Origin of the sequence: Yeosuana marina (genome assembly GCF_011762485.1) — a bacterium.
GTDB lineage: Bacteria > Bacteroidota > Bacteroidia > Flavobacteriales > Flavobacteriaceae > Yeosuana > Yeosuana marina.
This window is the reverse complement of sequence record NZ_JAAKGI010000027.1, coordinates 116674-137195: the sequence shown is the minus strand read 5'-3', so window position 1 is coordinate 137195 and position 20522 is coordinate 116674. Positions and strand designations below refer to the sequence as shown.

Annotated in this window: 19 protein-coding genes; 2 read left to right on the top strand and 17 right to left on the bottom strand. The window is 33.0% G+C overall.

Annotated elements, in window-relative coordinates; genetic code table 11:
• Nucleotides 1-19 precede the first annotated feature (19 nt).
• From hisA to hisG, 6 genes are all read right to left on the bottom strand, one after another.
• Nucleotides 20-754 (bottom strand): 1-(5-phosphoribosyl)-5-[(5-phosphoribosylamino)methylideneamino]imidazole-4-carboxamide isomerase, encoded by a 735-nt coding sequence (gene hisA / locus G5V56_RS14915; protein ID WP_166966529.1) that lies wholly within the window; start codon nucleotides 752-754, stop codon nucleotides 20-22.
• Nucleotides 755-821: 67 nt separating this feature from the next.
• Nucleotides 822-1403 carry an imidazole glycerol phosphate synthase subunit HisH gene (gene hisH, locus G5V56_RS14910; protein WP_166966527.1) on the bottom strand — a complete coding sequence of 194 codons (582 nt, stop codon included), beginning with the start codon at nucleotides 1401-1403 and terminating at the stop codon, nucleotides 822-824.
• Between the two features lie 83 nt (nucleotides 1404-1486).
• Nucleotides 1487-2620, bottom strand: a complete 1134-nt coding sequence (hisB, locus tag G5V56_RS14905; protein WP_166966526.1) for a bifunctional histidinol-phosphatase/imidazoleglycerol-phosphate dehydratase HisB — start codon at nucleotides 2618-2620, stop codon at nucleotides 1487-1489.
• A 3-nt stretch (nucleotides 2621-2623) separates the two neighbouring features.
• Nucleotides 2624-3667, bottom strand: a complete 1044-nt coding sequence (gene hisC, locus G5V56_RS14900) for a histidinol-phosphate transaminase (protein WP_166966524.1) — start codon at nucleotides 3665-3667, stop codon at nucleotides 2624-2626.
• Nucleotides 3664-4950, bottom strand: a complete 1287-nt coding sequence (gene hisD, locus G5V56_RS14895) for a histidinol dehydrogenase (protein WP_166966522.1) — start codon at nucleotides 4948-4950, stop codon at nucleotides 3664-3666. Before hisD ends, hisC begins: the two co-directional genes overlap by 4 nt.
• A 10-nt stretch (nucleotides 4951-4960) precedes the next feature.
• Nucleotides 4961-5818: an ATP phosphoribosyltransferase gene (gene hisG, locus G5V56_RS14890; protein WP_166966520.1), complete on the bottom strand. Its 858-nt coding sequence runs from the start codon at nucleotides 5816-5818 to the stop codon at nucleotides 4961-4963.
• A gap of 328 nt (nucleotides 5819-6146) precedes the next feature.
• Between hisG and G5V56_RS14885 the strand changes: the two genes are divergently transcribed.
• Entirely contained in the window at nucleotides 6147-6665 is a 519-nt protein-coding gene (locus G5V56_RS14885) for a thioredoxin family protein (RefSeq protein ID WP_166966518.1), read from the top strand.
• Between the two features lie 65 nt (nucleotides 6666-6730).
• Here G5V56_RS14885 and G5V56_RS14880 read toward each other — a convergent pair whose 3' ends face one another.
• The 11 genes from G5V56_RS14880 to G5V56_RS14830 form a co-directional block, all read right to left on the bottom strand.
• Nucleotides 6731-7546, bottom strand: a complete 816-nt coding sequence (locus tag G5V56_RS14880) for a prohibitin family protein (protein ID WP_166966516.1) — start codon at nucleotides 7544-7546, stop codon at nucleotides 6731-6733.
• Between the two features lie 142 nt (nucleotides 7547-7688).
• The gene (locus G5V56_RS14875; RefSeq protein WP_166966514.1) at nucleotides 7689-8459 is read right to left on the bottom strand and encodes an SDR family NAD(P)-dependent oxidoreductase; all 771 of its coding nucleotides are present in this window, start codon (nucleotides 8457-8459) and stop codon (nucleotides 7689-7691) included.
• Between the two features lie 13 nt (nucleotides 8460-8472).
• Nucleotides 8473-10416, bottom strand: a complete 1944-nt coding sequence (locus G5V56_RS14870; protein WP_317166433.1) for a VWA domain-containing protein — start codon at nucleotides 10414-10416, stop codon at nucleotides 8473-8475.
• A 93-nt stretch (nucleotides 10417-10509) separates the two neighbouring features.
• Nucleotides 10510-11256: a 3-oxoacyl-[acyl-carrier-protein] reductase gene (gene fabG, locus G5V56_RS14865; protein WP_166966510.1), complete on the bottom strand. Its 747-nt coding sequence runs from the start codon at nucleotides 11254-11256 to the stop codon at nucleotides 10510-10512.
• A gap of 277 nt (nucleotides 11257-11533) precedes the next feature.
• Complete coding sequence (sucD, locus tag G5V56_RS14860; RefSeq protein WP_166966508.1) at nucleotides 11534-12412, bottom strand: succinate--CoA ligase subunit alpha; 879 nt, start codon at nucleotides 12410-12412, stop codon at nucleotides 11534-11536.
• A 65-nt stretch (nucleotides 12413-12477) separates the two neighbouring features.
• Nucleotides 12478-13416, bottom strand: a complete 939-nt coding sequence (locus G5V56_RS14855) for a UDP-3-O-(3-hydroxymyristoyl)glucosamine N-acyltransferase (RefSeq protein ID WP_166966506.1) — start codon at nucleotides 13414-13416, stop codon at nucleotides 12478-12480.
• Between the two features lie 6 nt (nucleotides 13417-13422).
• Nucleotides 13423-13989, bottom strand: a complete 567-nt coding sequence (gene efp, locus G5V56_RS14850) for an elongation factor P (RefSeq protein ID WP_166966504.1) — start codon at nucleotides 13987-13989, stop codon at nucleotides 13423-13425.
• A gap of 31 nt (nucleotides 13990-14020) precedes the next feature.
• Nucleotides 14021-14806, bottom strand: coding sequence for an acyl-ACP--UDP-N-acetylglucosamine O-acyltransferase (gene lpxA, locus G5V56_RS14845; protein ID WP_166966502.1), 786 nt, complete (start codon nucleotides 14804-14806; stop codon nucleotides 14021-14023).
• Nucleotides 14807-15074: 268 nt separating this feature from the next.
• Nucleotides 15075-16481 carry a bifunctional UDP-3-O-[3-hydroxymyristoyl] N-acetylglucosamine deacetylase/3-hydroxyacyl-ACP dehydratase gene (locus G5V56_RS14840; protein WP_166966500.1) on the bottom strand — a complete coding sequence of 469 codons (1407 nt, stop codon included), beginning with the start codon at nucleotides 16479-16481 and terminating at the stop codon, nucleotides 15075-15077.
• Entirely contained in the window at nucleotides 16468-17496 is a 1029-nt protein-coding gene (gene lpxD, locus G5V56_RS14835; RefSeq protein ID WP_166966499.1) for a UDP-3-O-(3-hydroxymyristoyl)glucosamine N-acyltransferase, read from the bottom strand. The genes G5V56_RS14840 and lpxD overlap by 14 nt, the downstream gene beginning before the upstream one ends.
• Before the next feature lie 142 nt (nucleotides 17497-17638).
• The gene (locus G5V56_RS14830) at nucleotides 17639-18859 is read right to left on the bottom strand and encodes an HD domain-containing protein (RefSeq protein ID WP_166966497.1); all 1221 of its coding nucleotides are present in this window, start codon (nucleotides 18857-18859) and stop codon (nucleotides 17639-17641) included.
• 105 nt (nucleotides 18860-18964) lie between these two features.
• Here G5V56_RS14830 and porX point away from each other — a divergent pair, with 105 nt between their 5' ends.
• Nucleotides 18965-20518, top strand: a complete 1554-nt coding sequence (gene porX / locus G5V56_RS14825) for a T9SS response regulator signal transducer PorX (RefSeq protein WP_166966495.1) — start codon at nucleotides 18965-18967, stop codon at nucleotides 20516-20518.
• The last annotated feature ends 4 nt before the right edge of the window (nucleotides 20519-20522 follow it).

The window sequence follows — 20522 nt, the reverse complement described above, 5'->3', positions numbered from 1 at the left end:
TCATTTTACTTTACAATATTTATACATATTTTTCAAGTTGTTTTAAGCTAATTCTATTTTCGTAAATAGCTTTTCCAATAATAACACCCTCACAACCTAATTCTTTCAACATCGGAATTTCTTCAATCGTTGAAATACCACCAGAAGCAATGAGTTTAATAGATTGTCCGCTACTACTATTCGAACATTCATCAATAATTTGCTTATATAACTCCGCGGAAGGCCCTTCCAGCATGCCATCTTTCGAGATATCTGTACAAATTACATATTGAATACTTTTTCGCTGATAGGCTTTTATAAATGGTATTACATCTTCTTTACTTTGTTCCATCCAACCGCTAATTGAAACTTTACCGTTATCGCTATCTGCACCTAAAATAATTTTAGTAGCACCATATTTTGAAATCCAACTCTCGAAAGTCTCCGGGTCTTTCACTGCAATACTACCTCCTGTAATTTGTTTCGCTCCTGAATTAAAAGCAATGTTTAAGTCTTCATCAGCTTTGAGTCCGCCACCAAAATCAATTTTTAAGCTTGTTTTTGCTGCGATTTGCTCTAAAACGCGATAATTAACAATGTGATTCGCCTTTGCTCCGTCCAAATCAACTAAATGTAAATATTCTATTCCTGAGGCTTCAAATGCTTTGGCAACTTCAAGCGGATTTTCATTATAAACCTTTTTTGTATCGTAATCACCTTTAGTTAAACGAACACATTTTCCGTCTATAATATCTATGGCTGGTATAATTCTCATTTCTATTTTAAGCTTTTTAGTGTTAAGCTATTGGCCATTAGCAAATTGCTAAAGGCTAAAATTCACGCTATAAATTGATGAAATTTTCTAAAATCTTTGCTCCTGCTAAACTACTCTTTTCTGGGTGAAATTGAACTCCATAAAAGTTATTATGTTGCAAAGCTGAAGCGTAATTAAGTCCGTAATCTGTCGCTGCAATGGTTTGATTGCAATGTTCAGCATAATAACTATGAACTAAATACATGTATTCGTTTTCTTTAATACCCGAAAATAAATCGGACTTTAAATTTTTTATTACGTTCCACCCCATTTGTGGTACTTTAACAGTATTTGAAAAGCGTTTAACTTCGGTATTGAAAATCTCTAAACCTTTAGTATTGCCTTCTTCTGTCCTATTACACATAAGTTGCATGCCCAGACAAATGCCTAAAACAGGCTGTTTTAACTGTGGAATTAGTATGTCTAATCCGCTTTGTTTAAGCATATTCATAGCACTACTAGCTTCTCCCACTCCCGGAAATATAATTTTATCCGCAGCAAGAATCTCATCTGGGTCATTAGATAAAATTGCATCAATTCCCATACGATTAAAGGCAAACTGAATACTTTTAATATTTCCAGCTCCATAATTTATAATAATTAACTTCATTTCTTTTAGCTTTTGCTATTGGCTTTTAGTTTTTGGTTTTTAGCAATTAGCTGATGGCTAACAGCAAAGAACTACAAACCAATTTACAGCATTCCTTTTGTTGATGGCAAAATCATTTTTTCAATATCGCGTTTTACGGCCATTTTAATAGCTTTCGCAAAAGCTTTAAAGATAGCTTCTATTTTATGGTGTTCATTCGTACCTTCAGCTTTAATGTTTAAGTTACATTTCGCACCATCGGTAAACGATTTAAAGAAATGATAAAACATTTCGGTAGGCATTTTACCAACCATTTCGCGTTTAAAATCGGCTTCCCAAACCAACCAGTTTCGACCGCCAAAATCGATGGCAGCCTGCGCATAGCAATCGTCCATTGGTAAACAAAATCCGTAACGCTCTATCCCTAATTTATTACCTAATACTTTGTTGAATAATTCCCCTAAAGCAATGGCAGTATCTTCGATGGTATGGTGTTCATCAACTTCTAAATCGCCATCTACTTCTATTTTTAAATCTAGTTGTCCGTGACGTGCGATTTGGTCTAACATATGATCGAAAAAAGCAATCCCGGTGTTGATTTTACTTTTTCCTGTACCGTCAAGATTTAATTGAATGGCTATTTTAGTTTCGTTGGTGTTTCTTATTAAACCACCACTTCTATCATCGGCTTTTAAAAAGGCATAAATTTTTGCCCAATCGTTCGTTTCTAAGGCGATGTAATTATTTAGTTCTTCGCGCTTTATAGTAATTTCATTTACTCCTAAATGTGTTTCGTCGTTTATGAAAATACCTTTTGCACCCAAATTTTTCGCCAATTCAACATCGGTTAACCTATCGCCAATCACAAACGAGTTTTCTAAATCGTAATCCTCTGAAAAATATTTCGTTAGCAAACCAGTATTTGGTTTTCGTGTTGGTGCATTATCTTTTGCGAAGGTTCTATCGATAAATTGTTCTTGAAAAACGATGCCTTCATCTTCAAAGGTTTTAATAATAAAATTATGAACCGGCCAGAAGGTGTTTTCGGGATAAATATCGGTTCCTAAACCATCTTGGTTGGTAATCATTACTATTTCGTAATCGAGTTCCTTTGCAATCTTTCCTAAGTATTGAAATACTTTTGGATAAAATTGAAGCTTTTCAAATGAATCAATCTGCTCATCAGCGGGTTCTTTTATAATCGTACCATCTCGATCTATAAATAATACTTTTTTCATAAGTTACTCACTTTGAATTTGTTGCAATACTTTAATTAATCTTTTATTTTCAAAAACGGTGCCTACGGTAATTCGTAAACAGTTTTCACAACCGTATTGCGTGGTTCGGTTTCTAATTACAATGCCTTTTGAAATAAGTTGATCATAACGTTTGTTTGCATCATCAACTTTTATTAAAACAAAATTAGCATCGGAAGGATACATTTTTGAAACAAAACGTATTTTTTTCAGTTCATTTATTAAAACATCACGCTCATAAAGAATATCGGCAATTTGATTTTTTGCTAAATTGGGTTGAGACAAATTTTCAATCGCTTTTTGTTGTGTCAATTCATTCACATTATAAGGCGGTTTAATGGTGTTTAAAACCGAAATGATTTCTTGAGACGCATAGCACAATCCTAAACGAATTCCTGCCATTCCATAAGCCTTTGATAATGTTTGAGTTATAATCAAATTAGGGAATTCTTCTAACCTATTTAACCAACTTTGTTCCTTTGAAAAATCTATGTAGGCTTCATCAATTACAACGATACCGTTGAATTCTTTTAACAAACGTTCAATAGCCTTTGATTGAAAACTATTCCCTGATGGATTGTTTGGTGAACATAAAAACAACAGTTTGCTATTGATATTAGCAACATTTAAAATATCTTCAACCTTTGGCTCAAAAGTATCTGATAATGGAACTTTTATAGTTTCAATGGCGTTTAAATTAGCCAAAACCTCGTACATGCCATAGGTTGGCGGCAAAATAATAACGTTGTCTTTGTTAGGCTCGCAAAACATTCTAAAGATAAGATCTAAAACTTCGTCGCTGCCATTCCCTAAAAGGATGCTTTGGGTTGGAACTTGTTTAATTTCAGACAATAGAACTTTTAATTTGTTTTGATGCGGATCTGGATAACGATTTACGCCATTTTCAAACGGATTTTCATTCGCGTCTAAAAACACCATATCTGAAGGAACCCCCTGAAACTCATCTCTCGCCGATGAATACGGTTTTAAAGCCTTGATGCTTGGTCGTATTAAATTCTGAATATTCATGATTTCAAATCCTTTAATCTTATTGAAACCGCATTTTTGTGAGCCTGTAAGCCTTCGGCTTCGGCCATAAGTTCAATTGTATTGCCAATGTTTAGTAAACCTTCTTTCGAAATTTTCTGAAAGGTCATACTTTTTACAAAACTATCTAAATTCACACCTGAATATGCTTTTGAAAACCCATTCGTTGGTAAGGTGTGGTTTGTTCCAGAAGCATAATCTCCTGCACTTTCCGGGGTGTAATCTCCAATAAAAATCGACCCTGCATTCATAATGCCATTTACGTAATAATCTTCGTTCTTAGTACAGATTATAAAGTGTTCTGGACCATATTCATTTATTATTTCCAGTGCAAGCTCATCATTTTCAATGTAGATAAGCTTTGAATTTGCTATGGCTTTTTCGGCAATCGCCTTTCGCGGAAGTTTGTTGAGTTGTTTTTCGACTTCATAGGAAACTGAATCCATTAGCTTTTTCGATGTCGATACCAAAATCACCTGACTGTCGGTACCATGTTCTGCTTGACTTAATAAATCTGAAGCAATATATGAGGCATTCGCAAATTCATCGGCAACGACTAATAGTTCACTTGGTCCTGCAGGCATATCGATAGCAACGCCATATTTTGTTGCTAATTGCTTGGCAACCGTTACAAACTGATTTCCTGGTCCGAAAATCTTATACACTTTTGGTATCGTTTCTGTTCCAAAAGTCAATCCCGCAATCGCCTGAATACCCCCAACTTTAATGATTCTAGTGACGCCACATAATTGCGCTGCAAATAGAATTTCAGGTGCTAACTCTCCTTTTTTATTTGGTGGCGAACACAACACAATCTCTTTGCATCCTGCTATTTGGGCTGGAACAGCTAACATTAATACGGTTGAAAACAAAGGTGCTGTACCTCCTGGAATGTATAAACCCACTTTTTCAATAGGACGTTTTTCCTGCCAGCAATGCACGCCATTGGTTGTTTCTACGTCTATTTTAGTTGTTTTTTGAGCCTTATGAAATACTTCAATATTGTTTTTAGCAACTTGGATGGCGCTTTTAAGGTCATCAGATACTTTAGAAATTGCTATTTCAATTTCTTCGGTCGTTACAATATTTGATTCTATCGTTATGCCATCAAATTTTAAGGTGTATTTATCAATCGCCTCATCACCTTGCTGCATAACTTCCTTAAAAATTTGATTCACCGTTGCTTCAATGTCATCAACGGTTTGCGTTGGGCGTTGCAATATTTCTTGCCACTGGGTTTTATTTGGATTATTAATTATTTGCATAATTCTTTATCTATAATACCATTTTCTCAATTGGACATACCAGAATTCCTTGTGCCCCATTAGCCTTCAATTCATCAATAACATCCCAAAATTCGTTTTTACTAATAACAGAGTGAACTGAACTCCATCCTACTTCGGCTAGAGGCAACACCGTTGGACTTTTCATGCCTGGTAACACATTAATAATATCTTTTACCTTATCATTTGGTGCATTAAGAAGCACATATTTGGATTCTCTACCTTTTAGAACCGATTTGATTCTGAACTGAATTCTATCTAAAATCGCTTGTTTTTCATCATCTAAAACAGGAGAAACCGCTAAAACAGCTTCAGATTTTAGAATCATTTCGACCTCTTTTAAATTATTTTTGAATAAGGTGCTTCCACTGGAAACAATATCGCAAATAGCATCGGCTAATCCAATGTTTGGAGCTATCTCAACAGAACCGTTAATAATATGCAGATTTGCTTTAATGCCATTTTTATCTAAATAGCTTTGAATGGTATTAGGGTATGACGTTGCAATACGCTTTCCATCTAAATCACTAATTTGTTTGTAGTCCATAGTTTTTGGCACCGCAATACAAACTCTGCATTTAGAAAATCCTAATTTTTCAACAATATTAATACCTTCTCCTTTTTCGATAAGCACATTTTCGCCAATAATGGCTGCATCAACAACGCCATCTTTTAGATATTGAGGAATATCGCCATTTCTCAAATAAAAAACTTCAACTGGAAAATTCCTTGCGGATGCCTTCAATTGATCGATACCATTATCGATGGAAATACCTATATCTTTTAGTAGTTCCATAGATTCGTCGTGTAAACGACCTGATTTTTGTACTGCAATTCTTAATTTACTCATTTTTGTTAATTTAAAAGTTATCCGTTTTCGGGATAAAAAGATTCCCGTTTTAACGGGAAAAATAAAACCCGTTTGATTGTCTCAAACGGGTTTAAAATATATGTTGAATTTATTCAATACATTTTCACTTCGCTTGAGGGCAAATTTGAAAATGATGGTGATGATTTTGAATAAAACTCATAATTTCTTTTTTAATCGTAGCAAATATCTAAAATTTAAATGAATGTATGCAAATATTTGGTTTTAATTTTTTAGAAATTGAATATTTTTAGGTAATATGCATTAAAATTCAAGTAATCATAAATATTTACCTAATTCAATAAAAATTATGAAACCAAGATTGTTATCAATCGCAATTATGTTCTTTATGATGAGCAGTCATAATGGATTTACTCAAGAATCTTCTAAAGATATTTTAATAAAAGCAACGGCGCAAGCTCAAAAAGAAAACAAAAACGTTTTTATAATGTTTCATGCTTCTTGGTGTGGTTGGTGTAAAAAAATGGATCGTAAAATGAATGATTTAGCCTGTAAAGACTTGTTTGACCAGAATTATGTTATTGAGCACTTAGTGGTTAAAGAAACTTCTGCCAATAAGAAACTAGAAAACCCTGGTGCGGAAGATTTATTAGCGCAATATAAAGGTTCTAATTCCGGCATTCCTTTTTGGTTGTTCTTTGATGAGAATGGAAAGTTTTTAGATGATTCTTTTGATTTGAAGGGGAATAATTTAGGTTGTCCTGTTTCTAAAGAAGAAGTGTCATTATTTATAGACAAACTTAGAAAAACATCCTCATTAAACGAAGATGAACTTGCTACTATCTCAACCGTGTTTTTATCAAAATAGCTAAAACAATAAAGGCAGAAACCTTCTTTAGGTTCTGCCTTTTTAAAATAATTCTTATTTATCAGTTATTGATTCCCTAGGATTAAAGGTAACCCACTATCACCAGAACCGATAACTATAATTTTACTATTAGGTGAGTCGGCTAATTTAATAGTCGCGTCGATACCTTTATCTTGCAAAATTTTATCTGTTAACGAGGCACTCAATATTCTGTTAGATTCAGCCTTACCTTTGGCTTCAATAATTACTTTTTCAGCTTCTTTTTGCGCTGTCACTAATCTAAATTCGTATTCTAAAGATTCCTGTTCTTGCTTTAACTTACGTTCAATAGCTGTTTTAATCGTAGCTGGCAAGGTTACATCACGTACCAATATTTCATTCAATTGCACGTACTGTTTTTCAAGAATTTTCTTAGTTTCTATAAAAATTTCATCTTGAATAATGTCACGTTTACTTGAATATAATTGCTCTGGGGTGTAACGACCTACAACGCTTCTTGCAGCACTTCTAATAGCTGGTTTGATAACTCGATCTAAATAATTTTGACCAAGCGATTGGTGTAAATGTCCTAAGTCGTTATAAACCGGCTCATACCAAGCAGATGCATCAATTTGAATCTCCAAACCGTTTGAAGATAGTACTCTCATTTTTTCAAAAAGTTCTTGTTGACGAACTTCGTAAACATATACCTTATTCCAAGGCGCAACTAGATGAAACCCTTCACCCATTGGAGGTTCATCTGTTACAACACCTTTTCCAAAGGTCTCAAATAATACGCCTGCTTCACCAGAATCTATGGTTACAGCAGATTTTGCCAATACCACAATTAGTATGATGGCAGCAATAATAATTGGTATTCCTATTTTTGGTAATTTTTCCATAATCTATTGTTAATTTATATTAGTCCGTTATATTTTCTTAAAAATCACTTTATTGATAAACTAAAAACCCCAAAAAAGTGTGAGTATTTCCTATATTTATCAAAGATACGGCATTTTTGTTGCCTTATTGAATTACAAATGATTAGATTTTACCTTGATTTACTAACTGTCCACCATCTATTGTTAATAGCTGACCAGATGTTGTCACTGCATCCACTGCTAAATAAATAATACCTCTAGCAATATCTTCAGGCAATGAGGTTTTATTTATAAGAGAAGCTTTTTCAATACTTTTCTTTACAGACTCATATCTATCTCCTAAAAAGCCTTTAGTCCATCTAGTTTGGATAAAACCTGGGCAGACACCATTTACTCTAATCTCTGGAGCAAGTGCATGAGCAAGTGAAAGTGTCATAGTAGATAAGGCGCCTTTAGATGCTGCATAAGCAATTGAACTTCCTACACCAGATATAGCACTAATAGAAGATATATTAACAATAGCACCATTAACCTTTTTTAAATATGGCGTTGCAAATTTCACCATTTGATAGGCTCCAATAACGTTAACTTCGTAAAGATCTTGAAAATCTTTTTTATCTAGCCCTTCCAAGTTACCGTAATCACAAAATCTAGTGGTTCCAGCATTATTAACTAAAACATCAATTCTACCTAAAGTATTGATTGTATCTTCTACCATTCTTTTGCAATCTTCTTCTTTAGCTACATTTGCTTGACATACCAGAGTATCTACTCCAAAACTTTTACATGTCGCTTCTATCTTGTAAGCTTCGCTTTTATTTTGAGAATAGTTTATAACTACATTCCACCCCCTTTTTGCAAATTCAATACAAGAGGCAGCTCCAACTCCAGATGATGATCCAGTTACAATAGCAGTTTTAGTATCTATGTTCATTTTTTGTCTATGCTCAGATTAATCCGTTATATTTTCTTAAAAACCATTCAATAGTTAGACTTAAGACTATTAAAAAGAGTAGATATTTCCAATCTATCAAAGGTATGGTATTTTTATGGCTTTTTTGTATAGTTTGGTATCTATTGTCCTGTAGTAAATCAGTTATTAATGATTGATTTTGTGCGATAAAATAGCTTTTACCTAAACTATTAGTAGCAACTTGTTGCAGTTTTGTTACATTGGCATTTAAAAATTGTTGCTCAACGTTATATTCTAATATTTTAAAATGCCCTGATTGCGATATGTTTTCATTAGAAGCATTTACAACAAAACTATATTCTGATGGCTTTAAACTACTTAAATCAACCTGATACATATTGTCTTTAAGAATAAAAGGAAATGTTTGTTTTTTATTGGAAAGAGAATCTTTTACAGTAATTTCAAGCCCTTCACGATTATCAAAATTATAGTTTTTATCAAAAAACTCAGCTTTAATGGTAATGCCATTATTACCATTATAAAACGATTCATAATCAATAGTCAATCGTTTTTTAGGTTTGTTCGTAGAAAGGTATTGAATGATTTTATTAATAAAATTATCAAAAGCAGCAAACGACTTATTATCTATAAAACTTTGCGCTCTCCATTGCCAGATTCCTTCGCCAAATAAAACAGCTTCTCGTTTACCAGTAACTTCAAACGTACTAAGCAATGGTTTTGTTGATGTTTTAGAATCAATTTTCTGATATAAAATGGTTTCAAAAGGAATGGTGAAGGACACCTCTCCAAACTTTGACTTTAAAGGCGGAAACGATTCAAAGTTTATATCCTGAATAATAAAAGGAGCATAACTTTTATTTAATTCAGCTTGAACATCGTCTGTTTGATTTGTTATTTCTTGTGAGAAATATGTTGCATTTAAATTTAAAAAACGTAAATCTGTATCTGTTCCAATAATTATAAAAACACCTTTGTTATCGGTTTTTAGAGATTCAATCAAAGATTTAAATGTATTGTTTGGTTGATATAATATAACTGATTGAAAATCATTTTTTTGGACTAAAAAACTATTTGGTTTTAAAATAGTTACACTATGTTGTTCATTATTTTCAATGCTCTTTTTTAAGGCTCCAATATCTGGATGCGGAAAATCACTAACTATAGCAACATTTGTTTTTTGATCGATAACTTCAACAGCAAATACTTTAGAATTATTGATTGTGTTTTTTTCATTTTTAATTGGAGTAATTGTAGCTTTATAGGTATCGACCCCAACTCTATTTGCGGGTAGCGTAAAGTTTATTAGTTTTGAATTGTTGTTTTTTGAAAAGCTAACGGATTCAGAATATACCAATTTTTTTCCTGAACGTACTTCAAAACGAGAATTAATAGCCTTGTTACCATTATATACAACAATACATTCTACAGGAAATTGATTTTTTAAAAAGGCGTATTTGTTAACATTTAACTGCTGAATACTTAAATCTGTATGGGTTACTGTATCGCCTAAAATTATTGGATATATAGGATGCTTATAATTTGATGCCGTGTATTGATAATCATTACCATACGTTTGATTTCCATCTGTAATTAAAAGCATGGGCGCTGTCTCATTTTTATAAACTTGAGACAATTGATTGAATACATTATCTATATTCGTTTCTTGTTCTGTAAAGGTTATTGAATCGGTTGCCTTTAAAGTATTGCCAAAGGTATAGGTAGTAATATCAAACTTCGTGTTAAGTTCCTTATTCTCTTTTATAGTTTTTAATAAACATAGAAGGTTACCATCTTGTTTTAAATGTTTTATGGAGGTTGAATTATCAACTGCAAGAATTAAATTCGGCTTTTCTTTATAAAACGTTGTATTTTCAAATTTCGGATTTATAATTAGTAATAGTATAGAAAACAACGTAACAAATCTTAACAACAAAAAAAGCATGTTCAATTTAGACATGCTTTTTTTATGGTATTTATATTGGAAAAAGGCTAATAATAGCGCTATAATTCCGGCAATGATAATATATAATAGCGTAGTAATTGTCATTAACTATGTTAGCATTCCTCCATCAACATTAATTGTTTGTCCAGTGACATACGCACTTAAATCGCTTGCTAAAAAGACACATACATTAGCTACATCTTCAGGAGTGCCTCCACGTTTTAAAGGAATTCCTGCGCGCCATCCTTTGACCACTTCTTCATCAAGCTTCGCTGTCATTTCAGTTTCAATAAAACCTGGAGCAATCACATTGCTTCTTATATTTCTTGAACCTAATTCCAAAGCTACAGATTTTGAAAATCCAATAATTCCGGCTTTGGAAGCAGCATAATTAGTTTGCCCAGCATTACCCTTAACACCAACAACAGAACTCATATTGATAATCGATCCTTTACGTTGTTTAAGCATTGTTCTTTGCACAGCTTTGGTCATGTTAAAAACTGACTTTAAATTGACTTCAATTACAGAATCAAAATCTTCTTCACTAATACGCATCAGCAAATTATCTTTAGTAATACCCGCATTATTGATTAAAATATCAATACTACCAAATTCTGCAACCACTTCGTCAGCTAATTTCTGAGCTTCGTTAAAATCAGCAGCATTACTTTTGTAGCCTTTAGCTTTAATTCCAAGGGCATTCAATTCTGTTTCCAATTCATTGGCTGCTTCAACAGATGAGCTATATGTAAAAGCTACATTGGCGCCTTGTTGGGCAAAAACCTGAGCAATACCACGACCTATACCTCTACTAGCGCCTGTTATAATTGCTGTTTTTCCTTCTAATAATTTCATGTGTTTATGTTTATTGTTTTTTAACAGACGCATGCTGTTTGCTAATAATCAATCTTTTGGATGATAAAGCTTTTAGCATGCTCGTTTCATGTGTTTATTTTTTATTGACTAGATGCAACATCCAAAGACTTATTCTTTTTTATAAATAAATTTTAGTCATGGATATTTAATTTAATTGTAATGTTTTGTTGATTATCAAAGATAGCAAATACAAATTGTATCAAATAAAAAACCTTACAAGATTTATTGTAAGGTTTTTAAAAATATTTTGTTGTGATTATAAAGAAGCTAATACTTCTGCAACTTTTTTTCCTATCTCAGCAGGTGAATTAACCACATGAATACCACAATTCTTCATGATTTTCTTTTTTGCTTGTGCTGTATCATCACTACCACCAACAATAGCACCGGCATGTCCCATAGTACGTCCTGCAGGAGCAGTTTCGCCAGCAATAAATCCTATAATGGGTTTTTTACTTCCGCTATTTTTATACCAAGTTGCAGCATCTGCCTCTAATTGACCACCTATTTCACCAATCATAACAACGGCTTCAGTTTCTGGATCATTAATTAATAATTCAACCGCTTCTTTGGTAGTGGTTCCAATAATTGGATCCCCTCCAATACCTATCGCAGTTGTAATTCCTAATCCTTGTTTTACAACTTGATCGGCAGCTTCATATGTAAGTGTTCCAGATTTTGAAACAATACCTACTCTGCCTTTTTTAAATACAAATCCGGGCATGATACCTACCTTTGCTTCATCTGGAGTAATAACTCCCGGACAATTAGGTCCCACAAGACGGCATGATTTATTTTGAATATATTCAGCAACCTTAATCATATCTGCAACTGGAATTCCTTCTGTAATTGTAATAATAACTTTAATCCCTGCATCGGCAGCTTCCATGATTGCATCTGCAGCAAATGCTGGTGGAACAAAAATAATGGTTGTGTCTGCACCTACTTGCTCTACAGCTTCCAAGACAGTATTAAAAACCGGCTTATCTAAATGGGTTTGACCACCTTTACCAGGTGTTACACCTCCAACAATGTTGGTGCCGTAATCTATCATCTGGCCAGCATGAAAAGTACCTTCACTACCTGTAAACCCTTGAACTATTATTTTTGAATTTTTGTTTACTAAAACGCTCATTTTTCTTTTATTATTTAACTAAAACTACTACAAAAATACTTTATTGAAATTTGTTTTAAACTATTTTATTTTATTTTTTTGAGTTCTGATAAAATATTAGGGATTTGCTTTATAGATGCCATTTCTTTAAGTTCAATTCTTGCTTCTTGAGCAGGCGTTCCCCAATAGGTTTTATGACCTTCTAACGATTTACTAATTCCAGCTTGCGCATGCACTACAGCTTTCTCGCCAATAGTGATGCCACTTGTGCAGCCAACTTGCCCCCAAATAGTTACATCGTCTTCAATTATCACACAGCCAGCAATACCCGCTTGAGAGGCTATTAAACAATTTTTACCCACAACGGTATCATGTCCTATCTGAATTTGATTATCAAGTTTAGAGCCCTCTCCAATTATAGTATCGCCTGTTACGCCTCTGTCAATGGTGCACAGCGCTCCTAGATCGACATGATCTTCAATAACAACACGTCCGCATGATTTTAAACGGTCATAGCCTTCTGAACGTTTTTTATAATAGAATGCATTAGCCCCTAAAACAGTCCCTGCATGAATGGTGACGTGATTACCAATAACGGCATCATCGTAAATACTGACATTTGAATGGATAATACAGTGATCACCAATAACAACATTGTGCCCAATAAAACAATTAGGTTGTATCACAGTGTTTTTTCCAATAATGGCTGAATCTGATATGGATGATTGTGATGCAATAAACGGTTTAAAATGATTGGTAAGTTTATTGAAGTCTCTAAAAGGATCGTCACTTATCAATAATGCTTTTCCTTCAGGGCATTCAACTTCTTTATTAATTAAAATAATGGTTGCTGCTGAATTTAAAGCTTTGTCATAATACTTTGGATGGTCAACAAATACAATGTCACCAGGGGTAACAACATGTATTTCGTTCATTCCTAAAACTGAAAAGTTTTCGTCACCAACAAAATCACAATCAATCAGTTTTGCAATTTGTTTTAAGGTATGTGGTTTTGGAAATTTCAATGAAAGTTATTCTTTAACACGTTCTTTATAGGTTCCCTTGTCTGTTTCTACCTTAATTTTATCACCTTCGTTGATAAATAAAGGAACATTTACAATCGCTCCAGTTTCAACTGTAGCAGGTTTTGTAGCATTCGTTGCTGTATTCCCTTTTACACCAGGTTCAGTAGCAGTTACTTCAAGAACAACACTTGCAGGCATTTCAACAGAAAGAGGCATATTGTCTTCGGTATTAATAATCACAGTAACGACCTCGCCTTCTTTCATCAAACTAGGATTGTCTAATGCTGCTTCCGTTAATTGAATTTGCGTATAGTCTTCTTGATTCATAAAATGATAATATTCCCCATCATTATATAAAAATTGAAATTTATGAGTTTCTACACGCACATCTTCTAATTTATGACCCGCTGAAAAGGTGTTGTCTATAACTTTCCCATTGGTTACACTTTTCATTTTTGTTCTTACAAAAGCCGGACCTTTTCCCGGCTTTACATGTAAAAATTCAATTATTTTGTAAATATCATTATTGTATTTAAGACACAATCCGTTTCTAATATCACTTGTAGTTGCCATATATTAATTTATAAAGTCGTTTTTAGTTTTTTTAATTTGATTTGAAGTAGCCTTTCATGATACCTCTATGCGAGTTCTTAATGAATTGAAGAATCTCATCACGCTCTGGTGTTGCTTCCATTTCAGCTTCAATAATTTCTGAAGCTTGAGTGTTATTATAATTTTTTTGGTAAAGTATTCTATAAATATCTTGAATTTCTCTAATTTTATCTGAAGTATACCCTCTCCTTCTGAGTCCAACAGAATTTATTCCAACATACGATAAAGGTTCTCGAGCCGCTTTAACATACGGTGGCACGTCTTTCCTTACTAATGAACCTCCAGTAACAAAGGCATGATTTCCAATGGAAACAAATTGGTGAACCGCTGTCATACCTGCTAAAACCACATAATCTCCAATGCTAATATGTCCCGCTAACGTACTGTTATTTGAAAAAATACAATTATTCCCAACAACACAATCATGTGCAATGTGGCAATAGGCCATAATTAAACAATTATTACCAATAACAGTTTTCATTTTATCTGCAGTACCTCTATTAATCGTAACACATTCTCTTATGGTCACATTATCTCCAATTTCCACAGTGGTGTCTTCGTCATTATATTTTAAATCCTGCGGAATGGCAGAAATCACTGAACCAGGGAAAATATTACAATTCTTTCCTATTCTTGCGCCTTCCATAATGGTAACATTACTACCTATCCAAGTGCCTTCTCCAATGGTAACATTATTATTTATAGTTGTAAAAGGCTCAATAACTACATTTTTTGCAATTTTTGCTCCTGGATGTACATATGCTAATGGTTGATTCATTTTTATAATTTTGATTTTGATAAAGCGGTAAAAATGTGTTCGCAATTTAATGTTTTCGTTTTAAAGAAAATAATAGTTATTGCTTGGTTCATTTTTATAATTTTGATTTTGATAAAGCGGTAAAAATGTGTTCGCAATTTAATGTTTTCGTTTTATAGAAAATAATAGTTATTGCTTGGTTCATTTTTAAAGTTTTAATTCATTTAAGTCTGAAATGTATTTAATAAAATAATTGTTAGAACAGGTATACTACTTAAAATATTCTTTATTACTTTACTTTAGATATTTGAGCCATAAGTTCTGCTTCTGCACAAAGTTTACCATTAGCATAAGCGTAACCTTGCATATGACAAATTCCGCGACGAATAGGGGTTATCAATGAACACTTAAAAATTAACGTATCTCCTGGCACAACCTTTTGCTTAAATTTAACATTATCCATTTTCATGAAAAAGGTTAAATAATTCTCTGGATCTGGTACTGTATTCAATACTAAAACGCCCCCTGTTTGCGCCATAGCCTCAACAATTAAAACACCTGGCATTACTGGTGCTCCAGGAAAATGACCAGCAAAAAAGGACTCATTCATTGTCACATTTTTGGTAGCAATTACATAGTTGTCTGTAAGCTCAAACACTTTATCAATTAATAAAAAAGGTTGTCTATGAGGCAACATGGCCATAATTTGATTAACATCCATTAAAGGCGGTAAATTCAAATCAATTTTAGGCACATTATTGCGTCTTTCATTTTTAATGATTTTAGACATCTTTTTAGCAAACTGAGTGTTTACAAAATGACCTGGTTTATTAGCTATTACTTTACCTTTAATTCGGGTTCCTATAAGGGCTAAATCACCCAAAACATCTAATAACTTATGCCTTGCAGCTTCATTTGGGTGATGCAAGGTTAAATTATCTAAAATCCCATTTGGTTTAATGGCGATATTGTCTTTTTTAAAGGCTACTTTAAGTTTGGCAAGTGTTTCTGGAGATAAGGCTTTGTCTACATAAACAATCGCATTATTTAAGTCGCCCCCTTTTATTAAACCATGCTCTAAAAGCATTTCAATTTCATGTAAAAAACTAAAGGTTCTTGAATTTGAAATATCTTTCTTAAAATCTGATATTTTATTTAAGGTCGCATTTTGGGTTCCTAAGACTTTCGTGCCAAAATCTACCATGGCTGTAATTTGGTATTCTTTGGACGGCATCACTAAAATTTCACTTCCTGATTCTTCATCTGTATATGAAATAACATCTGAAATAATAAACTCTTCCCTAAAAGCATCAAGTTCCACTATGCCTGCTTTTTCAATAGCTTCTACAAAGAATTTTGAAGAACCATCCATAATTGGAGGTTCAGAAGAGTCTAATTCAATAATTACGTTATCTACATCCATGCCTACCAGAGCTGCCAACACATGCTCTGATGTCTGAATAGTAACCCCGTTTTTTTCCAAACAAGTCCCTCGCTCTGTATTGGTTACAAGAGTTGCGTCCGCTTCAATTACAGGCGACCCTTCCAAATCAATCCGTTTAAATGCTAATCCGGAATTAGCTTTCGAAGGTTTAAAAGTAAGAGTCACGTTTTTTCCTGTGTGTAAGCCAACACCTGATAAAGAAATTTCTTTCTTTATGGTTTTTTGCTTTATTTCAGTATTAACTATTGCCATGTATTTTTTTTTCTATTTCATTAATATCTTTAATAATCTTTGGTAGGTTCTTAAAGTGAACATACGACTTATTATAATCTCCGTAAGCAATCGCTGGAGACCCTTGTAATACTTCATTATCTTTTACATTACGCCCAATACCAGATTGCGCTTGTATTTTAACATTATTACCAATTGTTAAGTGGCCAACGATGCCTACTTGACCACCAATTACACAATTTTCACCAATTTTTGTAGAACCAGCTATACCTGTTTGCGCTGCAATCACTGTATTTTTACCAATCTCAACATTATGCGCTATTTGAATTTGATTGTCCAATTTAACCCCTTTTCTGATAATAGTAGATCCTAAAGTTGCTCTATCGATGGTTGTTGTAGCGCCAATATCAACAAAATCTTCAAGAATAACGTTTCCTATTTGCGGTACTTTACTATATTCACCATTATCACCAGGTGCAAAACCAAAACCATCAGCTCCTATAATGACGCCTGAGTTTATAACACAATAATTACCAATGATAGTTTCTGAATAAATTTTTGCGCCAGAGAAAATAATGGTATGATCTCCTATAACAACATTGTCTCCTATATAAGTTCCTGGAAAAATCTTTACATTATTACCTATTTTAACATGATCTCCTATATAAGAAAACGCCCCAATATAAATGTTTTCGCCATAAACCACATCGCCAGAAATATGACTTGGTTGTTCTATGCCTGTTTTGTTTTGTTTAATTAAGTTATAATATTCAAGCAATCTTGAGAACGACTTGTAAGCATCTTCGACACGAATTAAGGTCGTATCAAGCTTATTTTCAGGTTTAAAAGATTTATTAACAATGGTTATTGATGCTTTTGTTGAGTATATATAAGGCGTGTATTTTGGGTTCGCTAAAAATGTTAGCGAACCTTCTGTGCCCTCTTCTATTTTAGCTAATTTAGAAACTTCTACTTCGGTATTCCCTTCAATTTCACCTTCTAAAATTTCTGCTATTTGTTGTGCTGTAAATTTCATTAGATAAACACTAGTTGCATTAAAGAGGTATAAGTAATTTGCCTAGAAAAAAGTTTATTAAATGTTAACGTTCTAGATGTATTCATATAGCTCTCTAAGTTTGTTCTTTTTGTTTGATTGTGGCAAAAATATGAAAAATGTCCTAAAGTTTTTCTTTAGGATAGCATATATAATATTTTGTGACTGGTTTTGACAAGGCTTTTAGATTAAATAAATCTGATGCTTCCGTTATATCCTCTATCTTTCCAGATTTATGCAAAATGTTAATGTTTTGGGTTTTTGGCATATAGGCTTGATTAGAAATCGTACCCATGAACACAAAATACTCAGCCTCTTTTTTTGTTATATGATGCGTCGTAATTAACTTTTGAAGATGCTTTTGAAGTTTGTCTTTATTGATTGTCTTAGTCTTAACTTTTATTTTAAGTAAATCTCTATTAATAATCATTTTGCATAAATTACTTAAAACAAAATCTGCATGATGCTGCCATTGTTTCATCGCTGAAATAATATCGAAATCATCAAGTTCTGAAAACAATTTTACAGTAGATTCATTAAAATCGTTCAATGCAATGTTATGCTCTAAAAAATAGTTAAAGGCATAACTTGACTCTAATGCAATACCAGATTTTTTTAACTCTTTAGCACGTTTTAAAACACGTATTAACAATTGTTCTGCAACAATCCCCGTTTTGTGTAAATAGACTTGCCAATACATAAAGCGCCTCGCATTTAGGAATTTTTCAACACTATAAATACCTTTTTCTTCAACCACTAAGCAATCATTTACCACATTTAGCATTGTAATAAGACGCTCACTACTAATATTTCCTTCTGCAACACCTGTATAAAAACTATCGCGCTTTAAATAATCGGCTCTGTCCATGTCTAATTGTCCAGAAACCAATTGACACATAAATTTTTTGGGATAGGTTCCCTTAAAAATTTCTATGGCAAGCGTTAAACTTGAGTTAAATTCTTTATTCAATTGCTCCATAAACAAGAGTGAAATTTGCTCATGAGATAGACCTTTTACTATAGTATGTTCCATGGCGTGTGAGAATGGTCCGTGCCCAATATCATGCAAAAGAATCGCTATATATAGTGCGTTTTCTTCATCTTCAGAAATAGTAACTCCCTTAAAACTAAGCACATTAACGGCTTGTTTCATTAAATGCACACAGCCTATAGCGTGATGAAAACGAGTGTGATGTGCTCCAGGATACACGAGATACGACATCCCCATTTGGGTTATTCGGCGCAGTCTCTGAAAATACTTATGCTGTATTAAATCAAAAATAAGCGCATTGGGGATAGTAATAAAACCGTAAATTGGGTCGTTAAAGATTTTAAGTTTATTCAAACTTTAAATTTTAATGTTAAATTGTTACAAATATATAGATATGAGTAGCATATTTCTCATTATATAATTAAAAAAACATCCTAAACAACATTTAAATTTTTATAAATGAATACAATACAAATACTCTGGATTGATGATGAAATTGATTTATTAAAACCTCATATTTTATTTCTTGAGCAAAGACATTATAAAGTTACAACTTGTACAAGTGGCTCTGAAGCGCTAGATATTTTAGAAGAGGTCAATTTTGATATTGTTTTCTTAGACGAAAATATGCCGGGACTCTCGGGTCTTGAAACTTTAAATGAAATTAAAGAAAAACGTGATACGCTTCCAGTAGTAATGATTACAAAGAGTGAAGAGGAATATATTATGGAAGAAGCTATTGGTAATAAAATTGCCGATTACCTTATAAAACCTGTTAACCCAAACCAAATTTTGCTTAGTTTAAAAAAGAACTTAGACCATTCTAGACTAATTTCAGAAAAAACAACCTCTAACTATCAACAGGAGTTTAGAAAAATAGCCATGGATTTATCGATGGTGAATACGTTTGAAGAATGGGCCACTTTATATCAGAAATTGATTTATTGGGAAATTCAATTAGAAGATATTGAAGACATCGGCATGTTTGAGATCTTAGAATCTCAAAAAATTGAAGCCAATGCGCAATTCGGAAAATTTATCGATAAAAATTATGAATCTTGGTTTGAAGCAAATGCAGAAGCGCCTGTGATGTCTCATACACTTTTTAAAGATAAAATAGCCCCAGAACTGAGTAAAGAACAACCTACCCTATTAGTGATAATCGATAATTTACGATTTGACCAATGGAAAGTTTTTGAGCCTATTATTAATAATTATTACAAAAAAGAAAGCGAAACACCTTTTTACAGCATTTTACCAACTGCCACACAATACGCTAGAAATGCTATATTTTCTGGTTTAATGCCAAGCGACATGGAAAAGTTGTTTCCACAATATTGGAAAAACGATACCGATGAAGGCGGTAAAAACCTTTATGAAGCAGAGTTTTTAGAAAGTCAACTGAAACGTTTAGGATTACGTCATTTAACCTATGAATACCATAAAATTACCAATTTAAAAACGGGTAAAAAATTGGTTGAAAACTTCAATACCTTAAAAAACAATGACTTAACGGTAGTTGTTTATAATTTTGTTGATATGCTTTCACATTCTAAAACCGAAATGGAAGTCGTTAAAGAGTTAGCATCAAATGATAAAGCCTACAGATCGTTAGCCTTAAGTTGGTTTAAAAACTCTCCCCTATTAGAAATGATTCATCAAGCACAGCTATTAGGGTTTAAACTTATTATAACAACAGATCACGGAACGATTAATGTAAAAAATCCATCAAAAGTAGTTGGAGATAGAGATACTAGTTTAAACCTTCGCTATAAAACTGGTAGAAGTTTAACGTACGAAACTAAAGATGTATTGGTAGCTAAAGATCCAAAAAAAATACATTTGCCCTCAATAAATATGAGTAGTTCTTATATTTTCGCTAAAGGCGATTTGTTTTTTGCCTATCCTAATAATTACAATCATTATGTGAGTTATTACAGAAACAGCTATCAACATGGAGGGGTTTCGCTTGAAGAAATGATTATTCCGTTTGTTGTTTTCAACCCTAAATAAATCT

What these genes read in the sequence shown, in the direction of transcription:
- hisA (WP_166966529.1), bottom strand. Translation starts at nt 754, where the DNA reads ATGAGAATTATACCAGCCATAGATATTATAGACGGAAAATGTGTTCGT.
- hisH (WP_166966527.1), bottom strand. Translation starts at nt 1,403, where the DNA reads ATGAAGTTAATTATTATAAATTATGGAGCTGGAAATATTAAAAGTATT.
- hisB (WP_166966526.1), bottom strand. Translation starts at nt 2,620, where the DNA reads ATGAAAAAAGTATTATTTATAGATCGAGATGGTACGATTATAAAAGAA.
- hisC (WP_166966524.1), bottom strand. Translation starts at nt 3,667, where the DNA reads ATGAATATTCAGAATTTAATACGACCAAGCATCAAGGCTTTAAAACCG.
- hisD (WP_166966522.1), bottom strand. Translation starts at nt 4,950, where the DNA reads ATGCAAATAATTAATAATCCAAATAAAACCCAGTGGCAAGAAATATTG.
- hisG (WP_166966520.1), bottom strand. Translation starts at nt 5,818, where the DNA reads ATGAGTAAATTAAGAATTGCAGTACAAAAATCAGGTCGTTTACACGAC.
- G5V56_RS14885 (WP_166966518.1), top strand. Translation starts at nt 6,147, where the DNA reads ATGAAACCAAGATTGTTATCAATCGCAATTATGTTCTTTATGATGAGC.
- G5V56_RS14880 (WP_166966516.1), bottom strand. Translation starts at nt 7,546, where the DNA reads ATGGAAAAATTACCAAAAATAGGAATACCAATTATTATTGCTGCCATC.
- G5V56_RS14875 (WP_166966514.1), bottom strand. Translation starts at nt 8,459, where the DNA reads ATGAACATAGATACTAAAACTGCTATTGTAACTGGATCATCATCTGGA.
- G5V56_RS14870 (WP_317166433.1), bottom strand. Translation starts at nt 10,416, where the DNA reads ATGTCTAAATTGAACATGCTTTTTTTGTTGTTAAGATTTGTTACGTTG.
- fabG (WP_166966510.1), bottom strand. Translation starts at nt 11,256, where the DNA reads ATGAAATTATTAGAAGGAAAAACAGCAATTATAACAGGCGCTAGTAGA.
- sucD (WP_166966508.1), bottom strand. Translation starts at nt 12,412, where the DNA reads ATGAGCGTTTTAGTAAACAAAAATTCAAAAATAATAGTTCAAGGGTTT.
- efp (WP_166966504.1), bottom strand. Translation starts at nt 13,989, where the DNA reads ATGGCAACTACAAGTGATATTAGAAACGGATTGTGTCTTAAATACAAT.
- lpxA (WP_166966502.1), bottom strand. Translation starts at nt 14,806, where the DNA reads ATGAATCAACCATTAGCATATGTACATCCAGGAGCAAAAATTGCAAAA.
- G5V56_RS14840 (WP_166966500.1), bottom strand. Translation starts at nt 16,481, where the DNA reads ATGGCAATAGTTAATACTGAAATAAAGCAAAAAACCATAAAGAAAGAA.
- lpxD (WP_166966499.1), bottom strand. Translation starts at nt 17,496, where the DNA reads ATGAAATTTACAGCACAACAAATAGCAGAAATTTTAGAAGGTGAAATT.
- porX (WP_166966495.1), top strand. Translation starts at nt 18,965, where the DNA reads ATGAATACAATACAAATACTCTGGATTGATGATGAAATTGATTTATTA.